Genomic DNA, 21,808 nt, shown 5'->3' on the forward strand with positions numbered 1-21,808 from the left:
CTGATCTAAATCCTATCGAGAATAAGTGGGCACAGGCTAAATTTCTACGCCAAGGATGGATGGAAAATAATCTGCCTAAACTATTTCATGATATGGGCTGTATCGATTTTATATTAAACTGACTATACTAATATACTCATTACTAGTCTTATCAGTTTTTAACAACCTTTTGTAATAGCTACTTTGATACCCTTTATCTCTTAAAAACAGAAAAAAAGCAAATAAAATTGCTGAAATTACGATTGATCCTATAGAGGTATACCATGCTTTTATTATAAAAACTTTTTCAACAGGTATATCAAAAAAATATTTTAAAAATTCTAAACTTGCCATGGATAGTGATAAAAAGCTGAAAGAGCTAAAGCTCAATACTAAAAAAACCATAACTATTAAAAGCATGAATGTATAAAGTTTATTTGAAAAATCCTCAAAAACATAAAAATTATTATGAAAATCAAGAATAACATCATCAATTTGGCGGTACTCATCTAAGGAATCAGTATATTCTTTATTAGTAGCAACATTTTCACTTTTAAGGCCTCTCTCTTCTATTTGTCTCATGCAATAATAATCTTCAAACTTCACAAATACACCCTCTAAATATTTTTATATTTAATATATATATCAAACCAAACTGTTTGAATAGTCTACGCAAAAAACTATATAAAATCATCTATCTCTCTTTTCTCATAACAAAAACCCCCGCATCATCACGATACGGGGGTTTTTTGTCTTACGTATAAAGCTTCTAATTTTAAAAGCTTGTATACTCAAGATTAGGTCAATTGAGCAACGTTAATTTTGTCGGCTTCTTCAGTATAAGAATCCATACGATCGAAGTTCATGTACTGATACACTTCCTCGCCCATGCTATCAAGCATACCAGCGTACTGCTGATATTCTTCGTTGGTTGGCAACTTACCAAGTACCGCTGCTACGGCTGCAAGCTCTGCAGAAGCTAGGTATACGTTAGCGCCTTGACCTAGACGGTTCGGGAAGTTACGAGTTGACGTCGATACCGCCGTAGACTTCGGTGCGATACGTGCTTGGTTACCCATACATAGTGAACAACCTGGCATCTCAGTACGAGCGCCGGCTTGAGCGTAGATGTTGTAGTAACCTTCTTCCATCAACTGACGCGCATCCATCTTAGTAGGTGGTGCAATCCATAGACGAGTTTTCAAACTACCTGCTGGGACATCTTGTAGCAATTTACCAGCAGCGCGGAAATGACCAATGTTGGTCATACATGAACCAATGAATACTTCATCAATGGTATCACCGGCGACATCAGCCAACGTTTTTGCATCGTCTGGATCGTTCGGGCAGCAAAGGATAGGCTCTTTGATGGTGCTCATATCGATAGTCATGTCGATAGCGTATTCTGCATCAGCATCAGCACGCAATAAACTTGGGTTCGCTAGCCATTCTTGCATATGCTCGATACGACGGCTGATAGTACGCGCATCGCCATAGCCTTCTGAGATCATCCACTTAAGTAGCGTGATGTTTGAGTTTAAGTACTCAGTCACTGACGCTTCAGACAAAGTGATGGTACAACCAGCAGCACTACGCTCAGCTGAGGCATCAGATAACTCAAATGCTTGCTCAGCGGTCAAGTCTTCTAGACCTTCGATTTCAAGAATACGACCATTAAACTCGTTGATTTTGCCTTTCTTATCAACGGTCAATAGACCTTCTTTAATCGCTTGATAAGGAATCGCATGGACCAAGTCACGTAGAGTGATACCAGGCTGACGTTCGCCAACGAAGCGGACACGGACAGATTCAGGCATATCAAGTGGCATAACACCAGTCGCTGCAGCGAATGCTACTAGACCAGAACCGGCTGGGAATGAGATACCCATTGGGAAACGCGTATGCGAGTCACCACCAGTACCAACGGTATCTGGCAATAGCATACGGTTCAACCAGCTATGAATGATACCATCACCAGGACGTAAGCTTACGCCGCCACGGTTCATGATAAAGTCAGGTAGTGTGTGCTGAGTTTCAACGTCAACTGGCTTTGGATAAGCGGCAGTATGACAGAATGACTGCATTACTAAGTCTGCTTGGAAACCTAGGCAAGCCAAATCTTTTAGCTCATCACGAGTCATCGGACCAGTCGTATCCTGACTGCCGACTGTGGTCATTTTAGGCTCACAGTACATGCCCGGACGTACGCCTGTCAGGCCACAAGCTTTGCCAACCATTTTTTGCGCTAGGGTAAAGCCTTTACCCGTATCAACTGGCTCTTCTGGCTTAGCAAAGATATCTGAATGTCCAAGACCCATGTACGCGCGAGCACGATTGGTCAAACCACGACCAACGATCAATGGAATACGACCGCCAGCACGAACTTCATCAAGCAATGTTGGTGAGTTCAATTTGAACGTAGACAGCACTTCATCTGAATCATGCTTAGTGATTTTGCCTTCATACGGATAGATGTCAAACACATCACCCATGTTTAAGTTATCAACGGCTACTTTTTCGATGGGCAATGCGCCAGAATCTTCCATGGTGTTAAAGAAGATAGGTGCAATATTGTTACCAAGTACTAAACCGCCACCACGTTTGTTCGGCACGTTAGGGATATCATCGCCCATCAGCCACAATACTGAGTTGGTCGCAGACTTACGGCTAGAGCCTGTACCTACCACGTCACCAACATAAGCGAGTGGATGGCCTTTTTCTTTTAACGCTTCGATTTGCTTCATTGGACCGACAACGCCCTCTTCGTCAGCAGTGATGCCGTCGCGAGAGTTTTTGTGCATAGCCAATGAATGCAATGGGATATCAGGGCGGCTCCACGCATCTTGCGCAGGCGACAAGTCATCGGTGTTGGTTTCGCCAGTCACTTTAAACGTCGTGTAAGTGGTTTTTTCTGGTACAGCATCACGGTTCAAGAACCATTCAGCGTCAGCCCAAGATTGAACCACTTCTTTAGCGATAGCATTGCCCGCTTCTGCTTTTTCAGTCACGTCATTGAACGCGTCAAACACCAGTAACGTCTTTTTCAACGCTTCAGCAGCATCTTGTGCTACTTCCGCGTCATCCAGTGCCGCAACCAATGGTTGAACGTTGTAGCCACCTTGCATCGTGCCTAGGATTTGAACGGCTTTTTGCTTGCTAATAAGTGGTGAAGAGGTTTCACCCTTAAGGATCGCTGCTAAAAACGCTGCTTTAACGTAAGCCGCTTGGTCAACGCCAGCAGGAATACGGTTTTCTAGCAGGTTCATCAAGAACGCATCTTCGCCTGCTGGTGGATTCTTTAGTAGTTCAACCAACTCTGCTACTTGTTTTTCATTCAGTGGTAGCGGAACCGTTCCTAGCTCAGCACGTTCTTCGACATGTTTACGATAAGCTTCTAACACAATAGTCGTCCTCGTCAGTTGGGAGTATTAGTACATTACGTGGGTAGTCAGCATGACCGCCTGCGTCTATATACTAGATGGAATAATTATTGGTGCAATCATAGCTTAAAACGCCCTAAATGTTAATGGCTCAGCCTTTAAAAGGCTCATAAAGCGGTTATAAAGGGCTCATATTGAACATTTATTATATAAATAGTACCATCAACAATATGATTGAGCAGCCTTTCACAATCGATATACAGCTTGTCATTTTAGTCAAACACCGCTCGGTTTATGATTAAATAAAGACGCTGTGACTGCTAGACGCTTTGTAGGATATTATTTGATAAAATATCATCTTGATACGATAGCTTAGAGAAAATATCACTTAGAAAAATAACGCTTGAAAAAACAGCTTTTATTAACCATATACTAAACGAATAAACATTAAGGATGATGATATGGATAGTAGTGCAATGGAAAACAAAAATAGAGAAAACAGCGATATGGAAAACAACCATATAAAGAGCAACTCTAATTATCAAAACGGTCTGAAAGTTCGCACCGAAGTAATGGGTGAGGCACATGTCAAACGCTCGCTTGACAGCACGACTGGATTTACCCAACCATTACAAGACTGGATTATCGAACACGCTTGGGGCAGCACATGGCAAGATGACTCAGTATTGCCACGCAAATACCGCTCATTAATCACCATTGCTTTTTTAATTGCACAAAAAAGCCCGACTGAGCTAAAAGGGCACATTCGAGGTGCCATCAATAATGGCGCAAGTGTCGCTGAGATTCGAGAAATATTAATGCACAGCTTGCCTTATTGCGGGGCACCTGCCACCCAAGAAGCGTTTCGTGCTGCCATAGAAATCCTGAATGAGTTGGATATTGATATAGATATTTAAAACTATGGTTGCGAGACAAACCATAGTAGCCTTAATGATCCACCTCAAAATGATCAGTTAAACATTATTCATTGAAAATTAGCCCCTAAGTTTCTGCTATAATATCCTCACTCACAACACATTCTAATAATTCCATAAACCCTTATACTATAAAGGGTTAAGAGATACTTTATTATGACAACTGCCGTACAAACACATGTGCCTGCTGCTAAGGTCAAACCTAAAAAAGCCATTCAAGGCGAAAAGCTACGTGGCTACGATAAAGTTGCCCGTATCCCAATTAAAGTGATTCCGACCATCGAGGCCAAGAAAAAGCCAGATTGGATTCGGGTTAAAATGTCCTCGCCTGCTGAAGTGGCTCGTATCAAAGCCACCTTGCGTGAGCAAAAGCTCTATACCGTTTGTGAGGAAGCGGCCTGCCCTAACCTGCCGCAGTGCTTCGCTGATGGCACCGCGACCTTTATGATTATGGGTGATATCTGTACCCGTCGCTGTCCGTTCTGTGACGTCGGTCATGGTCGTCCTAATGAGCTAGATGCAGATGAGCCGCGCCACACTGCCGAGACTATTTTAGGTTTGCAGCTTAAGTATGCGGTAATCACCTCTGTGGATCGTGACGATCTAAAAGATGGCGGCGCGATGCATTTCGTAGAAGTATTGAATGAGTCGCGTGCGCTAAGCCCAAACTGCTTAATTGAGATTTTGGTGCCTGATTTCCGTGGTCGTATGGATATCGCGCTAGACTTGTTAACTGAAACACCGCCAGATGTCTTTAACCATAACATCGAAACCGTGCCTCGTTTATATAAAGCCTTCCGTCCAGGTTCTGACTATCAGCATTCGTTAGATTTGCTCAAACTCTATAAAGAGCGTCGCCCTGATATCGCGACCAAGTGCGGTTTTATGGTTGGCCTTGGTGAGACCGAAGAAGAAATCTACGCATTGCTTGATGATCTAAAAGCGCACAATGTGGATATGATTACGGTTGGTCAGTATCTGCAACCTAGTAAAAACCACGCGCCTGTCGATCGTTATGTCCATCCAGACGAGTTCCAGCGTTATATGGATTATGGTAAAAAAATCGGCTTCTTTAACATTTGGGCAGGCCCAATGGTACGCTCAAGCTATTTTGCCGATCGTCAATATTACGGTGAAGACTGCCCTGCACCGATTCGTAGCAAAAAAGCATTGGCAGCAGAAGGCAAACTTGGCTGCTAAGTGTCGGGGTTTAATGAGCTAATACTTAAAAATTAAGTTGAGCATGTAAAAAGGGTGAAGAACATTTTATGTTATTCACCCTTTTTTTAGCTTTAGTAGATTTTTAAAACCTTCAACCGCAACGTCTTAAATGGTTAAAGTAGGCGTTGGCTCGCCACTGTTTCTAGTATTAAGGATGGCGATAGCAATAACGATCATGCCACCCACTAGACCAGTCGTTATTCCAGGATAGATTAACAGCAAAGCTCCGATTGCCAAAATAACGCGTGTTACTGGGCTCATATCGCTTTTAAAATAACCCTCTAATGCTGCACTAAGTGCGATAACACCCGTAATTGACGTCAATACTACCGTGATAATATCGATAATAGGTGGTAGCGGGAAGTCCTTAGCAGTTACCGCAAGCCCAGTAGGATCAATCATTAACATCGCTGGACTATAGATAAACATAAACGGCACGATAAATCCGGCGAGTGCCAGTTTGAGCGATAAAAATCCTGTCTTCATCGGATCGCCACCAGATATGCCCGCACCAGCAAAGGCGGCTAGACACACAGGCGGTGTAATATTGGCAAAAATACCAAAGTAAAAAACAAACATGTGCGCTGATAAAATTGGAATATCAAAACCAGCTAAGGCTGGTGCTGCCATCGTTGCTGTAATAATATAGGCAGGAATAGACGGCAGTCCCATGCCCAATACCATCGAGGCAAGCATGGTCAAAATGAGTGTGAAAAATAACGATCCTGCACCAAGTGTGACAATTGATGAGGTCATCACCGTTCCAAAGCTGGTTAGACTCACGACTCCGATGATAATACCGACGACTGCACAAGCAGCCATTACCGCGAGCGACTGGCGTGCACCATCTTCTAATGCACCCAAAATGTCAGAGAAACCCATTCTGGTCTCTTTACGCAGCATACTAACCACGACAGTAAAACCAATGGTATAAGCCGCTGCATAACCAACGGGCACATTTCTGATCAATAAGAAAATCAAAAATACAATCGGTAGCAGCATATGACCGCGGGCTTTTAATACTTCTTTCACGGCTGGCAAGCTTTCTTTAGCGATACCTTTTAGATCACGACGACCAGCGCGAAAATGCACCTGTGCAATGACGCCCAGATAATACAATATCGCTGGCAATAAGGCCGCCAACGCAATTGTGCTATACGGCAAGCCTGTTGTCTCCGCCATAATAAAGGCACTCGCGCCCATAATCGGCGGTAATATTTGCCCGCCAACAGAGGCACTCGCCTCAACGGCACCCGCAAAATCTTTGTGATAACCAACCTTTTTCATCAACGGAATGGTAAAAGCACCAGTACTGACCACGTTTGACAAAGCAGAGCCATTAATACTGCCCATAAAACCACTAGAGATGACCGCCACTTTTGCCGGACCACCTTTTTTATGACCCGCAATTGCCAATGCCAAATCATTAAACAGCTGTCCCATTCCCGAGCGCGCTAAGAATGCACCAAAAAGAATGAATAAAAAGATAAAAGTGACCGATGCACCAATCGCAACAGAATATAAACCTTCCGTTTTTAAGAATAATTGACCAAAAATATCACCCATATCATAAGGACGAGTCAGTAACCGGTCTGGCATAAAATCCAAATGGCTGACAAACGGATACGCCAAGAATATCCCTGCCAATATCGGTAAAATCCAACCTGTGATACGGCGACTACCTTCTAATACGCAGACCACCGTAATCAGCGAAAATATCACATCCATCTGATTGGCCATACCGCCACGCGAGGTCACGATATCTTGATATTCATATATCAGATAAGCCATCCCAGACAATGACAGGGCAAACCATATCCAGTCATACCATGCGACGCGCTGACGGCTGCTTTTTTTGCTCGCTGGGAAAATTAAGAAAATTAAGGCAAAACCAATGCCCACGTGTACAGAGCGCTGTAGCAGCGCTGGCATGGGATTAAAGGTGATATATAAATGAAACAGTGAATATAAAATGCAAAGTCCAGCGATAAAATACTTCACTGGTCCTTGAGTGATGTGCCTTGTGATGGATTCTCTATCATACTTTTCTAATATGGCTTTTTTGTGGGCTTGCGCCTCGAGTTCAGCGTCGACCTGAGTATCAGCATCCGTGTTGGAATGTATAAGCAAGTCGTTATTGATATGGTTATCTGACATCGTTGTCACATTATTGTGATCCATCACTTGGGAGTTCATGACACAAATCCTTGTTAAATCTATCAATGAAACCATACGTTTTCGGCATGATCGTTACTTCAGAATAGTCTGGCACCCAGCGATGAATGAGCATCTGGTAGTTACCATAGTCAATCTCACCTTTGGTAAGCCGTGAGACCACCCAATTAAGCTTAGGCAATTTCTCATTGATTTGATAACCCAGATAGCCAGGTTTTTGTATCGTAGCAAGCGCTTCGGTTGAGGGTGTACCCGCCCCAAAAGCTTCAAAATAAGTGGTTGTCAGTAGCAATTCAGCGTCTTCTGTACTGCTGCCGTCTATACGTTGGTATTGCTCTTCCCACCATTGTTTTTCTACAGAGTGTATCCAACGCAGTTGAAAATTTGGCTCGACAAAGTAGCACACTTTATCATTAGCACCGTCAACGCCTGCGACACGCACTTCCACCACAGGCTGACGGACAAAGAGATGCCATAGCGTAACAAAAACCAGCGCGGCAATGCCTGCCACGCCAATTAATAACCCTAATCGCTTATTTAGCTGCTTGCTCATCATAGTACTTTTTAGCGCCAGGATGAATAGGAGCAACCATACCTTCACGAGCGGTTGCTAAGCTAATATCATTGGCTGCTTGGTGCGCTGTTTTTAGACCGTCTAAATTGTCAAATAACGCTTTGGTCAGCTTGTAACCATCTGCTTCAGACAAATCAGAGCTAACCAATAGAGCATTCATGATTGCTGCGGTTGGAATCGCGGCGTCATTGCCATAAGTGCCAGCAGGAATCTCAAAAGTCTTAAAGTAAGGCTTAGTCGCAATGATTTCTTTTAGCTTTTCTTGATTGATGGTGATCAACTGTAAGTCTAAGCCCTGCTCTAGCTCCATCAATGAAGAGTTTGGCAGACCACTACTAAAGAAAGCCGCTTCAATTTTACCCGCTTTCATACCGTCCGCTGCTTCCGCAAAGCCTAAATAGTCAACGGTCACATCATCATATGTGATACCAAACCCTTCCAATAGCGTCCGAGCATTTACTTCTGTGCCAGAGCCTTGATCGCCCACAGCGATGCGCTTACCACGTAGGTCTTCAATATTTTTGATGCCAGATTTTTTGGTAGTGACAATTTGCACCACATTAGGATACAAAACTGCAATCTGTTGGATGTTGGTTATCGGCTTATCAAAGTTGTTTTTGCCTTCGATCGCATCAGTGACCACATCACTGAGCGCCAGCACCATATCGACCTTACCTTGGGTTAATAGGTTGACGTTTTCGACTGAAGCGCCAGTGGTTTGCGTTTTTGAGTTGACCCCAAAAGTTTTGACATAAACCTCTGATAATGAAGTGCCGATGATGTTATAAGGGCCAGATGCTCCGCCAGTGGCGATGGTAAGAAACTTGGTGTCAAGCTTGTCGGCGGCAGTGTCAGTAGCAGCGCTATCTGTTGCCGTACTGTCTGTACTTTCTGAACTTGGTGATGAGCATGCCGTCAGACCTAAAGTGGCGCTTAACATTGCTGATAAAAGTAACGGGGATTTTAGAGAGTTGAGCATTGAATTCATCCTTGAAATAATCGAGTTAATACACTTAACGACATCAATATATCAATAGTGATGCGTTACAGACCTGTAATAATATAGCAATTCTTGCTATAAATAAACTGCCATCCAGATTCCCTCTACACTCACACTTTATATGCGAAGCTATTTAAGTGAAGGCGCAGCAGTTCTTGTAATGAATCAATAGCCAAATATAGTTTTGCTATGCGGAACAATGTTTCATAATATAATTCATTTAACCAAAGTCTGTGTCTATTGTAAACCTTTATAATCATCTAAATATAAACGAGGTCATTTGACCAAAAAATACTGATATAAAATGACTAGATGGTAGCTCTTAATGCACTTTTACCATACTGTAGGATTGATTATATTTTATATATAAACCCTAAGCGGTTATCTTGTAAGGCAGCTCACTTAAAGTAGATCCCGTCTAAATTTATAAATTCGTCACCACATATCTTGGCAACGTTATCTGTTACTCTAAAATAGGGAAAAACTTTATGACAATATCTAGTGTAGAAAAGTCAGCGGCAGTATCGGTATCGGTATCTGCCGATATCGCCATCATTGGCGGTAGTGGTCTTTATCAGATGCAAGATTTAACCAATAAACGCAGTGTCAGCATATCGACGCCTTACGGCAAACCCTCTGATGACATTGTCTTAGGTGAATTAAATGGCGTAAAGGTCGCTTTTCTAACTCGTCATGGTCAAGGTAACAAATTCACCCCTTCCGAATTGCCTTATCGTGCCAATATTTATGCCCTCAAAACTTTGGGCGTACGTTACGTCATTTCGGTATCGGCAGTGGGCTCATTAAGAGAAGCGCTTAAGCCCTTAGATATGGTCATTCCCGATCAAATGATCGATATGACTAAGCATCGAAAAAGTAGTTTCTTTGGGGAAGGTGCAGTGGCACACGTCGCGATGGCTGATCCTTTATGTCCTAAAGTCGCGGATATTCTAACGCGTGCTTATGTTCATGCGCAGATAGCCGAAGGTCAATGTCATGCAAAAGCCACTTATATCTGTATCGAAGGGCCGCAGTTCTCAACTCGTGCAGAATCCAACTGGTATCGGCAGATGCAAGCGGACATCATCGGTATGACCAATATGCCAGAGGCCAAGCTTGCACGTGAAGCGAGTATGGCTTACGCAACGCTCGCATTGGTCACAGACTTTGATAGTTGGCACCCTACCGAAGAAGCCGTTAGTGCAGACTATGCGATTCAAAATTTAATGAAAAATGCTGAAAATGCTCAAGCAGTGATTAAGCAAGCGGTCGCCCTACTCGCTGTAGAACAGCCCGACTCTATTGCCCATACGGCTTTAGCTCAAGCGTTAGTCACACCAGTAGAGGCGATGAGTGAAGAGACTAAAACCAGACTTTCAGCATTACTGCCTTAGCCATACCAGTTTATGATTACCAAAAAGCCATCGAACTATAATCAACCTAATAGGGTCAACAAAATAGTTTGATGACTTTTTAACACCTAAAAACCTCGAATGATAAGGCATTCTCAATTCTTAATAACTTTATAACCATCAAGCCAGCCATTTGGCAAGTAACACAAATCTTCAGGCTCATCGATATCAGGCAAAGGCGCTAACAACGCTACAGACCAGCTCAATTCTACCAAGCGCTGTTGAGTGACTTTCGCTACACTCGCCGTACTCCATTCGATAGTGCTAAATAAGCGAGCAGCAACTTGCTTAAAACCAAACAGCACATAACCACCATCAAAAGCGGGAATCATGACGCTATCTTGTGTTTCTAACTGCTGGGCAGCCTGTCGAATACGAATGGTTGTAAGACTCGGACAGTCCGTACCTATCAAGATAACGTGCTCGAAACGTGCTAATGCTTGCTGACTGGCGGTTAACATACGCAAACCCAAATCACCATCTGCTTGTGCTGACCATTGCAGCGAGTCAGGCAAATTAAGCGCTTGCCAGCATGGATCTGTCGGCGCAGGACTGACACATAGCTCAACCGTAAAGCCAGTAGCAACAGCTTGTTCAATGCTATGCAATAGCAGTTTATGCGCCATTTTCGCGGCACCTTCAATACCAAGAGCTGGCTGCAAACGCGTTTTTGCCATACCCTGTGCGGGGAATTTGGCAAAGAGAATAATACAAGTTTGTTGGTTTTGATTCATGGTAAGAGTTTGTTCATTTATTTATAATAACGCGCTTTGATATTATCAGCTGATACGTTGCGCCAATAATCAAAACGTAGATGCCACATCAAAATAATCGTCCGCCAAGTGCCATGCTGTTGCCAACGTCTTGCCGATGTGATGACTTTACTTTTTAAACAAGCAGGTTTAGCAATACCTTTTAACTGTTTGCAAAGCTCAATATCTTCCATTAAGGCTTGGTTAGGATAATTACCGATTCGCTCAAATAAAGACTGGCTAATAAAAATAGCTTGGTCGCCTGTCGCGATTCCGCTCAACCGTGAGCGCCAATTAATCATTTGACTGACCAATCGCAGTGTCGGTTGACGACTATCTATCCGCACATCAAAACGTCCCCACTCTGCCCGTTTCATCGCTTTAAAAACGCTATCGATAGCGTTAATTGGCAATTGCGTATCGGCATGCAAAAATAGTAATACATCGCTAGTTGCTAACGCTGCGCCTGTATTCATTTGCAGCGCGCGCCCTGCTTTAGACTCAGTCATTTGCCAATCAATTTTACGATCATTATCAGGCATTAACTCATCAATAAAACTGCGGATTATGCCAATAGAATCATCGTTTGAACCACCATCGACCAATATCACTTGCTGCGGGTTTGGATTTAGCTTGTTGATATTATCAAACAATAAAGGCAAATTATCTGCCTCATTGAGCACTGGAATAATAATAGAAACCGTCGCAATAGCCGTCATAGTTAGCAGTACTCTTACTTGTTATTACCATTATTTCTTATTAAGGCTCCAATTATAATTGGTATAGCCAATCTTCGTTTTACCCGCTTTTAGATCAGTGGTTTGCGACTTATTAAGCCCTAAAGACGAGCTGTAACGAGCCAAAAACCCTTCTAAATCATTAGTACCGCGCCAGTTAGTCTCAAAGTCTTCTTTATACCATTTAAAAATTGGTGATATCTCTAACGTATTACCTTTGAGACGGTTGCGACTGCTATCCGCGAGGAACTTACTCGTCACTTGCTCTAATTGCTTATCTAATTTACTGCCTGTAAAAGCATCATTTAATAGCGCAGGACAGCCGATGCTCGCACAATTTACAGCAAAGTGAATACGCGGTTCGTTGTAGCGTTTAGAGCCACGGATTAGATTGTGCTCGATGTCATCAAGCGATCGCTTCTTGCCTAATAGCGTGACAAAATCCTGTTTCCATGGCGAACCAAATATTCCACCAATATCTTTAATCGACTTGATGTTAGGATATTTGGTCAAAACCAGCTCTACCGTTCCAGCATTATAGACATTGATCAAAAATGCTAATTGCTCATCTTTGCTCCAACCATTAAACTCTGATTGACTGACTTTGCTAGTCGCCGCCATATAGCTATCAAGCTTGCTTTGATCCGCTTTCATACCGTTATAATTAACGACTGAGGCTTTGCCACCATTGGTCATAGTAACGTTTTTATTCAGTAAACTATCCCAAGTGCTATGATTAAAATCCGCATAACTTGCCATACTGGCTAACAGTATAGAAGTGGTCACTGCCGTTTTTATTAATAAACCACTGCTTAAAAAAAGACTTTTACTATTCAATCTTGGACTATTAGGTCTTCGGCTATTCAATACTGACATGAGTTACTCCATTTAAATCGATGATGTTTTTTCTATCGTCTGATCTGTTTTCTCTTCTTTTAGCGCACCACCGCAGCTACTTCCTTGCCCTGCCGTACAGCCATAGCAATGATCTGCAATGGCAATGTCATCGCCAGCAGGATTTTGCGTTAACAAATCGCTTAGATGCCGACGGGACTTGTTGGGCACTGGAATCTCTAATTGCTGGTTAAAGTCACAATCAAACAACTCTCCTAACCAATTAACACTGATGGTCGATCGGCACATGACTTCGGTTAAATTGGCAGCCACGTAATTGGCTTTGAGCAAATCCATATAGGGATGGAATTGGTTTTTAGCCAATAGCACCGCACCAAAACGCTGAATGGGCATATTGGTCAAGGCAAATAACTGATGAAATTCGATATCAAAATGCGCTTTTAACTCGCGCTTATAATCTGCTTCAAGCTGCTGTTGATTGGGTGGCAGCGTCGCACCTTGCGGATTATAGACAAGGTTCAGCGTGAGCTCTGACCCTTTCTTGCCGTAGCCAAGCGCATTGAGTTTATGCAATCCCAATATACTGTCATCAAATGCGCCTTTACCGCGCTGCTTATCAACATTTTCTAATGAATAACATGGCAGAGAAGCCACCACTTCGACCGCATTGTCTGCCAAAAACTGTGCCATGTCCTCAAAGCCTTCTTCCATCAGGATAGTCAGATTACAGCGATCAATTACTTTTACACCCGAAGCACGTGCGGCTGTGACCAGATACTTAAAGTCTTCATGCATCTCAGGCGCACCGCCCGTTAAATCAAGCGTCTCAATATTTTGTGCTTGTAAGACTTCTAGAATCAACTCAACCAACTCACGCGACATCATCTCTGTGCGGTAAGGACTGGCAGCCACATGACAATGCACACAAGACATATTGCATAAGTAACCCATATTGACCTGTAGCGTGGTTAACTCACGACGTTTGATCGCTGGGAAATCCGTGTGCTCGAGTAATTCGATAGTTGATTTCATAATGGTATAAAACCCCGTTGGTAGCACCTCTAAAGCAAAAATGATGACGCAAAAACAAAAGGTTAAAAAAGACAAATTCACACGCAAGCAATTGCTTTTTATGACTATTTCATAAAATTATCATCTCATTTTTAGCCTTATCACTTTACGATTTATCTAATTAATCATACCTGATTGTGAAACAATATTGACAACTAATATCGTGATTTTCATCTTTTATGCCAAATGAGCATGACGTCTCGTAGGATGTCATACAGCACTTGTCAATTTGGCTGTTAAGATATTATATTCAGCAGCTTTATAGATCGACCTTCTCATCCAATTGGCAATGCCACAGTTGTCAGTGCAAAACTCTTAAATAGCATTGACCGCACAAGGCTTTATCGCTAAATTGGTTGCAACATTCCTATCTTTTAAAACAACATTCACTGATAAAATATGAATACTTTTAGAATATAGAAAGCCCACCACGTACCAATGCTTATGACACACGGATGTAAGCATCAAATCACCTTTAAGGATAACGTAATGAATATGAGCACATTACTAAAACCAACTGTACTGAGCATTGGATTAATGAGTGTCATAGGTTGCACCACCATGCAGACCGCGCCCAAGGATATGAGCAACTCAGCAACTGTCTATTACAATGGCAACATCATCACGATGGAGGGCGATCAGCCACAAATGGCTGAAGCCTTAGTCACCCAAGCGGGCAAGATTGCCTATGTGGGCAATTTACAAGAGGCGCAATCGAAATATAAAAATGCCGCACAGATTAATCTACAAGATAAAACCTTATTACCCAGCTTTATCGATCCGCATAGTCATTTTGATATGGTGTCGAACACCATGGGTCAGGTCAATCTCAACCCGCCGCCCATCGGTCAAGTCGATAGTATTCCCAAAATGATGCAAACGCTAAAAGAGTATAAAGTGGACAATAACATTGCTGATGGCGACTGGATCTTTGGTTGGGGTTATGATGAAACTCAGCTCGCTGAGGGGCGTCATCCGACCAAAAGCGAAATTGATAAAGTATTGCCAAACAATCCAGTGTATTTACAACACACAAGTGGTCACATGGGCGTCGCAAACAGCAAGGCGCTGGCCATGATGAATATCACTGCTGACAGTAAAAATCCACCAGGCGGTAATATTGCTCGAATTAAAGGCTCTAATGAACCAAACGGTCTCGTACAAGAAACGGCGATGTATCCGTTCGTGCGCAATATGCTAGAAGTGTTAGCCCCGAATCAAGGCAAATTCTTTGAGCAGACGCAAGAGTATTATGCAAAGAATGGCATAACGACGGCACAAAATGGCTCAACGGCTCGAAACACCATTCAGTTTTTTCAAAAACAAGCCGATGCAGGTAAGCTCAAAATTGACTTGGTCGCACTGGCAGGAGTGAGTGACTTAGATGAGAATTTGGCTGATAAAAACTTCGTCTGGAAAACCTATAAAAACGGTTTTAAAGTACAGGGTACCAAAATCGTCGCAGATGGCTCGCCACAAGGCAAGACCGCCTATTTTAGCCAACCTTATCTCACACCAGTTCCAGATTGTGAAAAGGGCTGCCGCGGTCTACCAAGTGTCAGCCAAGATGAGCTGAACGAGATGTTTGTCAAAGCCTATGCTCGTGACAATCAGCTCTTTATCCATAATAATGGTGATGGCGCAACCGATATGCTCATCAAGGCACACGAGTATGCGGTCAAAAAGACTGGTCAAGCAGCTGATAAAGATCGCCGTACTGTGCCCATTCATGCTCAATTTGCCCGACCTGATCAGCTAGCCGCATTCAAAAAATACAATATGGTACCGTCCTTCTTTACCAACCATACTTACTTTTGGGGAGACGTACACGTTAAAAACTTAGGTAAAAAACGTGCCGACTTTTCAAGCCCGATCGCCACTGCTGATAGAATGGGACTTAAATACACCAATCACTCTGATGACACAGTGACACCTGTTGACCCGCTATTTACAGTCTGGTCAGCAGTCAATCGCACTTCGCGCTCAGGTAAAATCATTGGTAAAAATGAGCGAGCGACGCCGTATCAAGCGTTAAAAGCCATTACCAGCAATGCTGCTTATGAGTATTTTGAAGAGGACAGCAAAGGCACCTTGACGCCCGGAAAACTGGCTGATTTGGTTATCTTGGATGCCAACCCATTAACCATAGAGGCAAGCAAGCTCAAAGACATCAAAGTCATCACAACCATTAAAAAAGGTCAAACGATTTACCAACGTCCAGTACAATAGTTCATGGTAAGCGCCGTATAATAAGCCAAATTTTAGCAGGCGATTTCAAATCATCATGCCTGCTATTTATTAAGATGATGAACCATTAAAGCTATTTATTAAAAACATTCATTAAAACTGTTTAAGGAACCCTATATGAGTACCAACACCGATACAGGTAACGACCACATTCTCTCCTCCGATAATATTCATTACTTGCATCATAATTTTTTTGAACCAAGCCATGAAAACACAGCGGTAAAAGCCACGTTACTGATTGTCCACGGTATGGCAGAGCATAGCGGACGTTACGCAGACTTCGCTCAGTTTTTAGCGGATAATGGTATCGCAGTGGCAACTTATGACCATTTGGGACATGGAAAAACCGTCAAAACATCAGCCGATTTAGGTTTTTTTGGTGAAGATCATCCAGTACAGTCCCTGCTAAAAGACGTCATTGTCATGGCAGATAGCTTAAAAAACCGCCATCCTGACGTGCCGCACTTTGTAATGGGTCACTCTATGGGCTCGTTTATTGTGCGTAATGTCCTAAAGCACCATGCACACAATTTTACAGGTGCTATTTTGATGGGTACAGCAGATGCCAACCCCTTGACTAAAGTACTACTCCCAGTCAATAAAGTACTGGCAAAAGTAGCACCCAAAAAACCAAATGCAATGTTTGCCAAGGTGATGAATAAAGTCTTGAATAGTAAGCTTGAAGATCGCATCTCTTCATCAGAATTTGCATGGTTAACTGAAAATCCTGCCGCCATTGAAGCCTATGAAGCAGATCCTTTAACGGGCTTTGATTTCACCAATAATGGCTTTATGACATTATTCTTTCTGATGGAAACTGGCTTAAACAAAGGCTGGGCAATGACTATTCCAAAAAACTTCCCGATGCTATTTATCAGTGGCGAAGATGATCCTATTGGAGATATGGGTAACGGCATCCGCAAAATTGTCACGCGCTTAAACAAGCAAAATTTCAGTCAAGTAGATATCCAACTCTACCCAAACATGCGTCATGAGCCTTTGCATGAAAAAGACCACCAAACCGTTTATGAAGATATCTTAGAATGGATAGAAAGCCATAGCTCAGACAATTAACCGCAGCGCTCATCTCGGCGGTTAACTCGTTTGCTAAAAGTCGCCAAATTAGCGACAATACGGTAAGCAAGTTTTTACGCCAAGTCATGCGAGTTATTTAACGATAATATATGCTTTACCTTCCACTAACTTTAGGAACCTTTATGTCATTACAACAAACCATCGAACAAGCCTTTGAAAAACGTAACGAATACAGCCCAAGCACGATGCCACAGGACGTGCGTGATGCTATTAATCAAGTGCTTGAGCAACTAGATAACGGTACATTGCGCGTTGCAGAAAAAAAGGATGGCGAATGGGTCGTGAACCAGTGGGCAAAAAAAGCCGTTTTGCTCTCTTTTCGCTTAAACGACAACTATGTTCAGGCAGCGGGCGAACATGTGCAATTCTATGACAAAGTTCCGACTAAGTTTGCCAACTGGACCGAAGCACAGTTCAAAGAATCAGGCGTACGTGTTGTACCACCCGCTGTTGCTCGTAAAGGCTCGTTCATCGCAGCAGGTGCGGTATTGATGCCGTCGTATGTCAACATCGGCGCGTATGTCGATCAAGGCGCGATGGTAGATACGTGGGCGACCGTGGGTTCATGTGCCCAAATTGGTAAAAATGTGCATTTATCAGGTGGCGTTGGTATCGGCGGCGTATTAGAGCCATTGCAAGCGAATCCAACAATCATTGAGGACAACTGCTTCATCGGTGCACGTTCTGAAATCGTTGAAGGCGTAATCGTCGAAGAAGGCGCTGTTATCTCGATGGGTGTATTTATTGGTCAATCAACGCGCATTTATGATCGCGAAACGGGTGAGATTCATCGTGGCCGTGTACCAGCAGGCTCTGTTGTCGTACCGGGTAGCTTGCCATCAGAAGATGGTACGCATAGCTTATATGCTGCTATCATCGTCAAAAAAGTCGATGCACAAACCCGCGCTAAAACATCAGTCAATGAGTTATTACGTTTAGCTTAGTATTTTTAATACTTAAAGTCTCGTACCCAAACCGTACGGACAGCGACAGATCCTCTTTATTAAAGACGCTGAAGAAAACTTCAGCGTCTTTTTTGCAGCTTAATAGAGGGTGGTGCGTTATAATCCCTTTTTTTGGTTTGGCTTTATCCAAACGCAAAACGCCCATACCAGAACCTGCCTTTTTATTACCATTGATAAATACCTCATCCCATTATCAATCTTTAACTGTATTTGACATATTATGAGTGAATCACTATTACGCACCGCCGCCATTCCTGTCACTGATCCTGAAGCAGGTCTACGTTTGACAGAAATCTTTTATTCTTTGCAAGGTGAAGCGCTGACCTCAGGCCTGCCAACGATATTTGTGCGCTTGACCGGCTGTCCACTTCGCTGTGTCTATTGCGATACTGAATACGCCTTTACTGGCGGCGAGCGGCAGTCGCTAGAAACCATTATAGAAACCATCAAAAGCTATCCTTGCAAGCGTATTTGTCTGACTGGCGGCGAGCCTTTAGCTCAGCCGAACGCCATTGAACTAATGAAGCGCTTACTGAGCGACGGTTATGAAATCTCGCTTGAAACCGCAGGCGCGCTCACGGTAGCAAACGTGCCAAAAGCGGTCAGTAAAGTCATGGATCTCAAAACGCCAAGCTCAGGTGAAGTCGATAAGAATCTATGGTCAAATCTCGACCACCTCACTCAGCATGACCAAATTAAATTTGTCATTATGAATCGTGAAGATTACGACTGGGCGAAAACCAAGCTGTCTGAGCATAAATTAAATAAATTGGTCGATACGGTTTGGTTTTCGCCGATGTTTAATGTCGCAGAGGATATCGACGACGAAGTCAGCCCCGATGTACCTTTGTTGGCGCGCGAACTTGCAGAATGGATGTTGGCTGACGCGCTGCCCGTACGCTTCCAATTGCAACTGCATAAAATCATCTGGGCAGATGCTAAAGGTAAATAATAGCCCAATCATCTAAACGGATATTCAACATAAATAGCGACCCAAGGATAGGAATATAGGTATGGTCAAACTCATTTTATTGGGCTTATTATCGGGGGCATTTTTTAGCTCGACGTTTGTGTTAAACGAAGTTATGAGTGCGGCTGGTGGGCATTGGTTTTGGTCAGCTAGCCTTCGCTATGCATTTATGTGGCTAATACTCACGGCTATTATAATTATGCAGCATGGTTTTGGGCGTATTACAGAGCTGATGACTATATTCCGTCAACATTGGGGCTTTTGGTGTCTTACGGGCAGTATTGGTTTTGGAATTTTTTATACAGGAATATGCTACGCGGCTGATCATGTCGCAGGCTGGGTAGTCGCCGCGACCTTTATGTTTACAGTGGTTGCAAGCCTACTCGTTTTGCTAACATTCGGACAACGTTTTGATAAAAAATTCATTGTATATGCGTTATTAGTATTTGCTGGTGTGGTACTGGTCAATATCAGTGAAGGACTGCATGCCGCTTCTTTGCTAAATGCTGATGCAGTGCCTATGAAAGATATGCTGCTTTATGGTGCCGTGCCTGCCCTAGTGGCTGCCTTTAGCTATCCCATTGGTAACCAGTTGGTTTGGCAGGTATCTTACAATGCGCGCAAGCGTAATGCCGAGCCTACCAGCACTCAAAAAAGTGATATCCAAGCCAACGAGATTAGTAAAAAAACCACCTCACTTATTACAGAAGCACCTGCATTGTCAGCCGATATGAGTTATACGTCGGACGCGGTCGATTCCTTAAACCTTAACCACCCTACTCAAACCTTGCCGAGCTCTTTGCTGCAAACTTTAATCGCACGTATACCTGCTATCAAAACCACCCTCCTACAAAATGCCTTTAACAAAGTATGGTTAATGACCTTGGGCAGTTTGCCATTTTGGTTGGTTTTGGGTCTTATCGTTCATCCGGATTTGCCTGATACTAAGCAGGTATTCAATACCTTACTTGTGGCTCTATTGGCAGGCGTGGCGGCAACCAGTATCTTTTTATATGCCCGTGAAAAAGCGGAAACTTCAAGCGAAGTGGCTGGGGTTGATGCCACTCAGGCAAGTGAAGTGATATTTGCCTTAATTGGCGGTATGCTATTGCTCAATAATACTTTGCCATCAGCGATGGGCTTAATAGGTATTGCTCTGATTATCGTTGGGCTTATTCTATTTGCAAAAGATGGTTAAACTACTACCTAAAGTTAGGTTAACTCTATTTAAATTATTGATATAAGCAACTTCAAAACTAACCTAATCTAACCCAGCCCAGCCCAGCCAATCTATTTTGATGGCCATTATATTGGTAATATAATCATGGTTAATGATTTAATTTTTCCTGATATTTTATTATATTTATTAGATATGGTTGGTGTGATTGCTTGTGCGATCGCAGGTACACTGCTGGCACAGCACAAAGGCTTTGATATTGCTGGCTGTATCTTGGTTGCGATGGTCAATGCTATCGGCGGCGGTACACTACGTGATATGGCGCTAGACCGTCATCCGCTCTTTTGGATGACTGACCTCAATTATGTGATCGTCATCACAGTGACATCGCTTATTTTACAAATATTCTTTCATCTGTATCATAAGATTGATAAGGCATTGAAGCTGTTCGATGCCATTGGGTTGGCGGCTTTTAGCGTGATTGGTTTTAAGATAGCATTGACACAAGATATGTCAGCTATTATCGCTATTATGATGGGGGTTTGGACGGCTATTATTGGTGGTCTGCTACGCGATATCATCTGTAATGAGATACCGCTGGTACTTCAACGCGAGATTTATATCTCTGCTAGTATTGTAGGTTCGATCACTTATCTGCTGCTTGATCGTTTGGGTGTAAATGCTGGATTGAATGAATTTGTTATGCTGGGCGTTATCTTTGCTGTACGGATGCTAGCATTGCGTTTTGATTGGCACCTGCCTTCTATACGTTTGGTGAAATAAGACCGATTCATATGGTTTAAACACTAGGGCGTGTCCTCAATTCAATCGTTTACTTTTTAAATGAGCTAAAAATAATCAGACAATCATCATACAAACTTAGTGAGACTTGCTCATGCTGGCTATCGCATTGAACCCTTCAGCACTAATCACTACGTTTGACCCACGCTCTCTCATTTACCTTTTTGATATGATTGGTATTATCGCTTGTAGTATTTCAGGCACGATACTGGCAAAACACAAAAATTTCGATGTTTTTGGTTGTTTACTGGTGTCTATTGTCACCGCTATCGGTGGCGGCACTGTGCGTGATGTCATTTTAGATCGCCATCCACTATTTTGGATGGTGGATATAATCAGTCTATAATAAAAGAGATACAGCCCATATCCTGAAACAGTTTTGGTAAATTATTCTCCATCCACCCTTGGCGTAGAAACTTAGCCTGTGCCCACTTTTTCTCGATAGGGTTTAGATCAGGGCTG

The 21,808-nt window shown here is 42.9% G+C and carries 18 protein-coding genes and 1 pseudogene; 10 read left to right on the forward strand and 9 right to left on the reverse strand.

Annotation, left to right across the window (positions count from 1 at the left end; genetic code table 11):
• Positions 1–108: 108 nt before the first annotated feature.
• Complete coding sequence (locus JMW94_RS13810) at positions 109–585, reverse strand: hypothetical protein (RefSeq protein WP_201604775.1); 477 nt, start codon at positions 583–585, stop codon at positions 109–111.
• Positions 586–776: 191 nt separating this feature from the next.
• Positions 777–3,380: a bifunctional aconitate hydratase 2/2-methylisocitrate dehydratase gene (acnB, locus tag JMW94_RS13815; RefSeq protein ID WP_201604776.1), complete on the reverse strand. Its 2,604-nt coding sequence runs from the start codon at positions 3,378–3,380 to the stop codon at positions 777–779.
• 485 nt (positions 3,381–3,865) lie between these two features.
• Here acnB and JMW94_RS13820 point away from each other — a divergent pair, with 485 nt between their 5' ends.
• On the forward strand, positions 3,866–4,276 hold the full coding sequence (locus tag JMW94_RS13820) for a carboxymuconolactone decarboxylase family protein (protein WP_227685538.1): 411 nt from the start codon (positions 3,866–3,868) through the stop codon (positions 4,274–4,276).
• A gap of 174 nt (positions 4,277–4,450) precedes the next feature.
• Entirely contained in the window at positions 4,451–5,494 is a 1,044-nt protein-coding gene (gene lipA, locus JMW94_RS13825) for a lipoyl synthase (RefSeq protein ID WP_055123860.1), read from the forward strand.
• A gap of 126 nt (positions 5,495–5,620) precedes the next feature.
• On the opposite strand, the gene JMW94_RS13830 is transcribed toward lipA, so the two are convergent.
• Genes JMW94_RS13830 through JMW94_RS13840 form a run of 3 tightly spaced genes read right to left on the reverse strand, consistent with a single transcriptional unit; the run spans position 5,621 to position 9,243 of the window.
• Entirely contained in the window at positions 5,621–7,672 is a 2,052-nt protein-coding gene (locus tag JMW94_RS13830; protein WP_413786201.1) for a TRAP transporter permease, read from the reverse strand.
• 10 nt (positions 7,673–7,682) lie between these two features.
• A complete protein-coding gene (locus tag JMW94_RS13835; RefSeq protein WP_227685537.1) occupies positions 7,683–8,243 on the reverse strand; it encodes a DUF1850 domain-containing protein in 561 nt (186 codons plus the stop codon).
• Complete coding sequence (locus JMW94_RS13840) at positions 8,224–9,243, reverse strand: TAXI family TRAP transporter solute-binding subunit (protein WP_201604780.1); 1,020 nt, start codon at positions 9,241–9,243, stop codon at positions 8,224–8,226. Before JMW94_RS13840 ends, JMW94_RS13835 begins: the two co-directional genes overlap by 20 nt.
• 509 nt (positions 9,244–9,752) lie before the next feature.
• On the opposite strand from JMW94_RS13840, the gene mtnP reads away from it, so the two are divergent.
• Positions 9,753–10,658 (forward strand): S-methyl-5'-thioadenosine phosphorylase, encoded by a 906-nt coding sequence (gene mtnP / locus JMW94_RS13845; RefSeq protein ID WP_201604781.1) that lies wholly within the window; start codon positions 9,753–9,755, stop codon positions 10,656–10,658.
• 113 nt (positions 10,659–10,771) lie between these two features.
• Here the strand turns inward: mtnP and JMW94_RS13850 are convergent, their stop codons facing one another.
• Genes JMW94_RS13850 through arsS form a run of 4 tightly spaced genes read right to left on the reverse strand, consistent with a single transcriptional unit; the run spans position 10,772 to position 14,052 of the window.
• Positions 10,772–11,410 (reverse strand): TIGR04282 family arsenosugar biosynthesis glycosyltransferase, encoded by a 639-nt coding sequence (locus JMW94_RS13850; protein WP_201604782.1) that lies wholly within the window; start codon positions 11,408–11,410, stop codon positions 10,772–10,774.
• 17 nt (positions 11,411–11,427) lie between these two features.
• Positions 11,428–12,147 (reverse strand): TIGR04283 family arsenosugar biosynthesis glycosyltransferase, encoded by a 720-nt coding sequence (locus tag JMW94_RS13855; RefSeq protein ID WP_201604783.1) that lies wholly within the window; start codon positions 12,145–12,147, stop codon positions 11,428–11,430.
• Positions 12,148–12,177: 30 nt separating this feature from the next.
• Complete coding sequence (locus JMW94_RS13860; RefSeq protein ID WP_201604784.1) at positions 12,178–13,041, reverse strand: DUF547 domain-containing protein; 864 nt, start codon at positions 13,039–13,041, stop codon at positions 12,178–12,180.
• A gap of 12 nt (positions 13,042–13,053) precedes the next feature.
• Entirely contained in the window at positions 13,054–14,052 is a 999-nt protein-coding gene (arsS, locus tag JMW94_RS13865; RefSeq protein WP_201604785.1) for an arsenosugar biosynthesis radical SAM (seleno)protein ArsS, read from the reverse strand.
• Positions 14,053–14,586: 534 nt separating this feature from the next.
• On the opposite strand from arsS, the gene JMW94_RS13870 reads away from it, so the two are divergent.
• The 7 genes and pseudogenes from JMW94_RS13870 to JMW94_RS13900 all read left to right on the forward strand — a co-directional run.
• On the forward strand, positions 14,587–16,320 hold the full coding sequence (locus tag JMW94_RS13870; protein WP_201604786.1) for an amidohydrolase: 1,734 nt from the start codon (positions 14,587–14,589) through the stop codon (positions 16,318–16,320).
• Between the two features lie 135 nt (positions 16,321–16,455).
• Positions 16,456–17,412 (forward strand): alpha/beta fold hydrolase, encoded by a 957-nt coding sequence (locus tag JMW94_RS13875; protein ID WP_201604787.1) that lies wholly within the window; start codon positions 16,456–16,458, stop codon positions 17,410–17,412.
• Positions 17,413–17,555: 143 nt separating this feature from the next.
• Positions 17,556–18,377: a 2,3,4,5-tetrahydropyridine-2,6-dicarboxylate N-succinyltransferase gene (dapD, locus tag JMW94_RS13880; protein ID WP_060491477.1), complete on the forward strand. Its 822-nt coding sequence runs from the start codon at positions 17,556–17,558 to the stop codon at positions 18,375–18,377.
• A gap of 241 nt (positions 18,378–18,618) precedes the next feature.
• The gene (gene queE / locus JMW94_RS13885) at positions 18,619–19,350 is read left to right on the forward strand and encodes a 7-carboxy-7-deazaguanine synthase QueE (protein WP_201604788.1); all 732 of its coding nucleotides are present in this window, start codon (positions 18,619–18,621) and stop codon (positions 19,348–19,350) included.
• Positions 19,351–19,411: 61 nt separating this feature from the next.
• On the forward strand, positions 19,412–20,566 hold the full coding sequence (locus JMW94_RS13890; RefSeq protein WP_201604789.1) for a multidrug resistance efflux transporter family protein: 1,155 nt from the start codon (positions 19,412–19,414) through the stop codon (positions 20,564–20,566).
• A 126-nt stretch (positions 20,567–20,692) separates the two neighbouring features.
• The gene (locus tag JMW94_RS13895; RefSeq protein ID WP_201604790.1) at positions 20,693–21,328 is read left to right on the forward strand and encodes a trimeric intracellular cation channel family protein; all 636 of its coding nucleotides are present in this window, start codon (positions 20,693–20,695) and stop codon (positions 21,326–21,328) included.
• Positions 21,329–21,440: 112 nt separating this feature from the next.
• Positions 21,441–21,680, forward strand: a pseudogene (locus tag JMW94_RS13900) (trimeric intracellular cation channel family protein); the annotation flags it as partial.
• Between the last annotated feature and the right edge of the window lie 128 nt (positions 21,681–21,808).

Origin of the sequence: Psychrobacter immobilis (assembly GCF_904846185.1) — a bacterium.
Lineage (GTDB): Bacteria > Pseudomonadota > Gammaproteobacteria > Pseudomonadales > Moraxellaceae > Psychrobacter > Psychrobacter immobilis_B.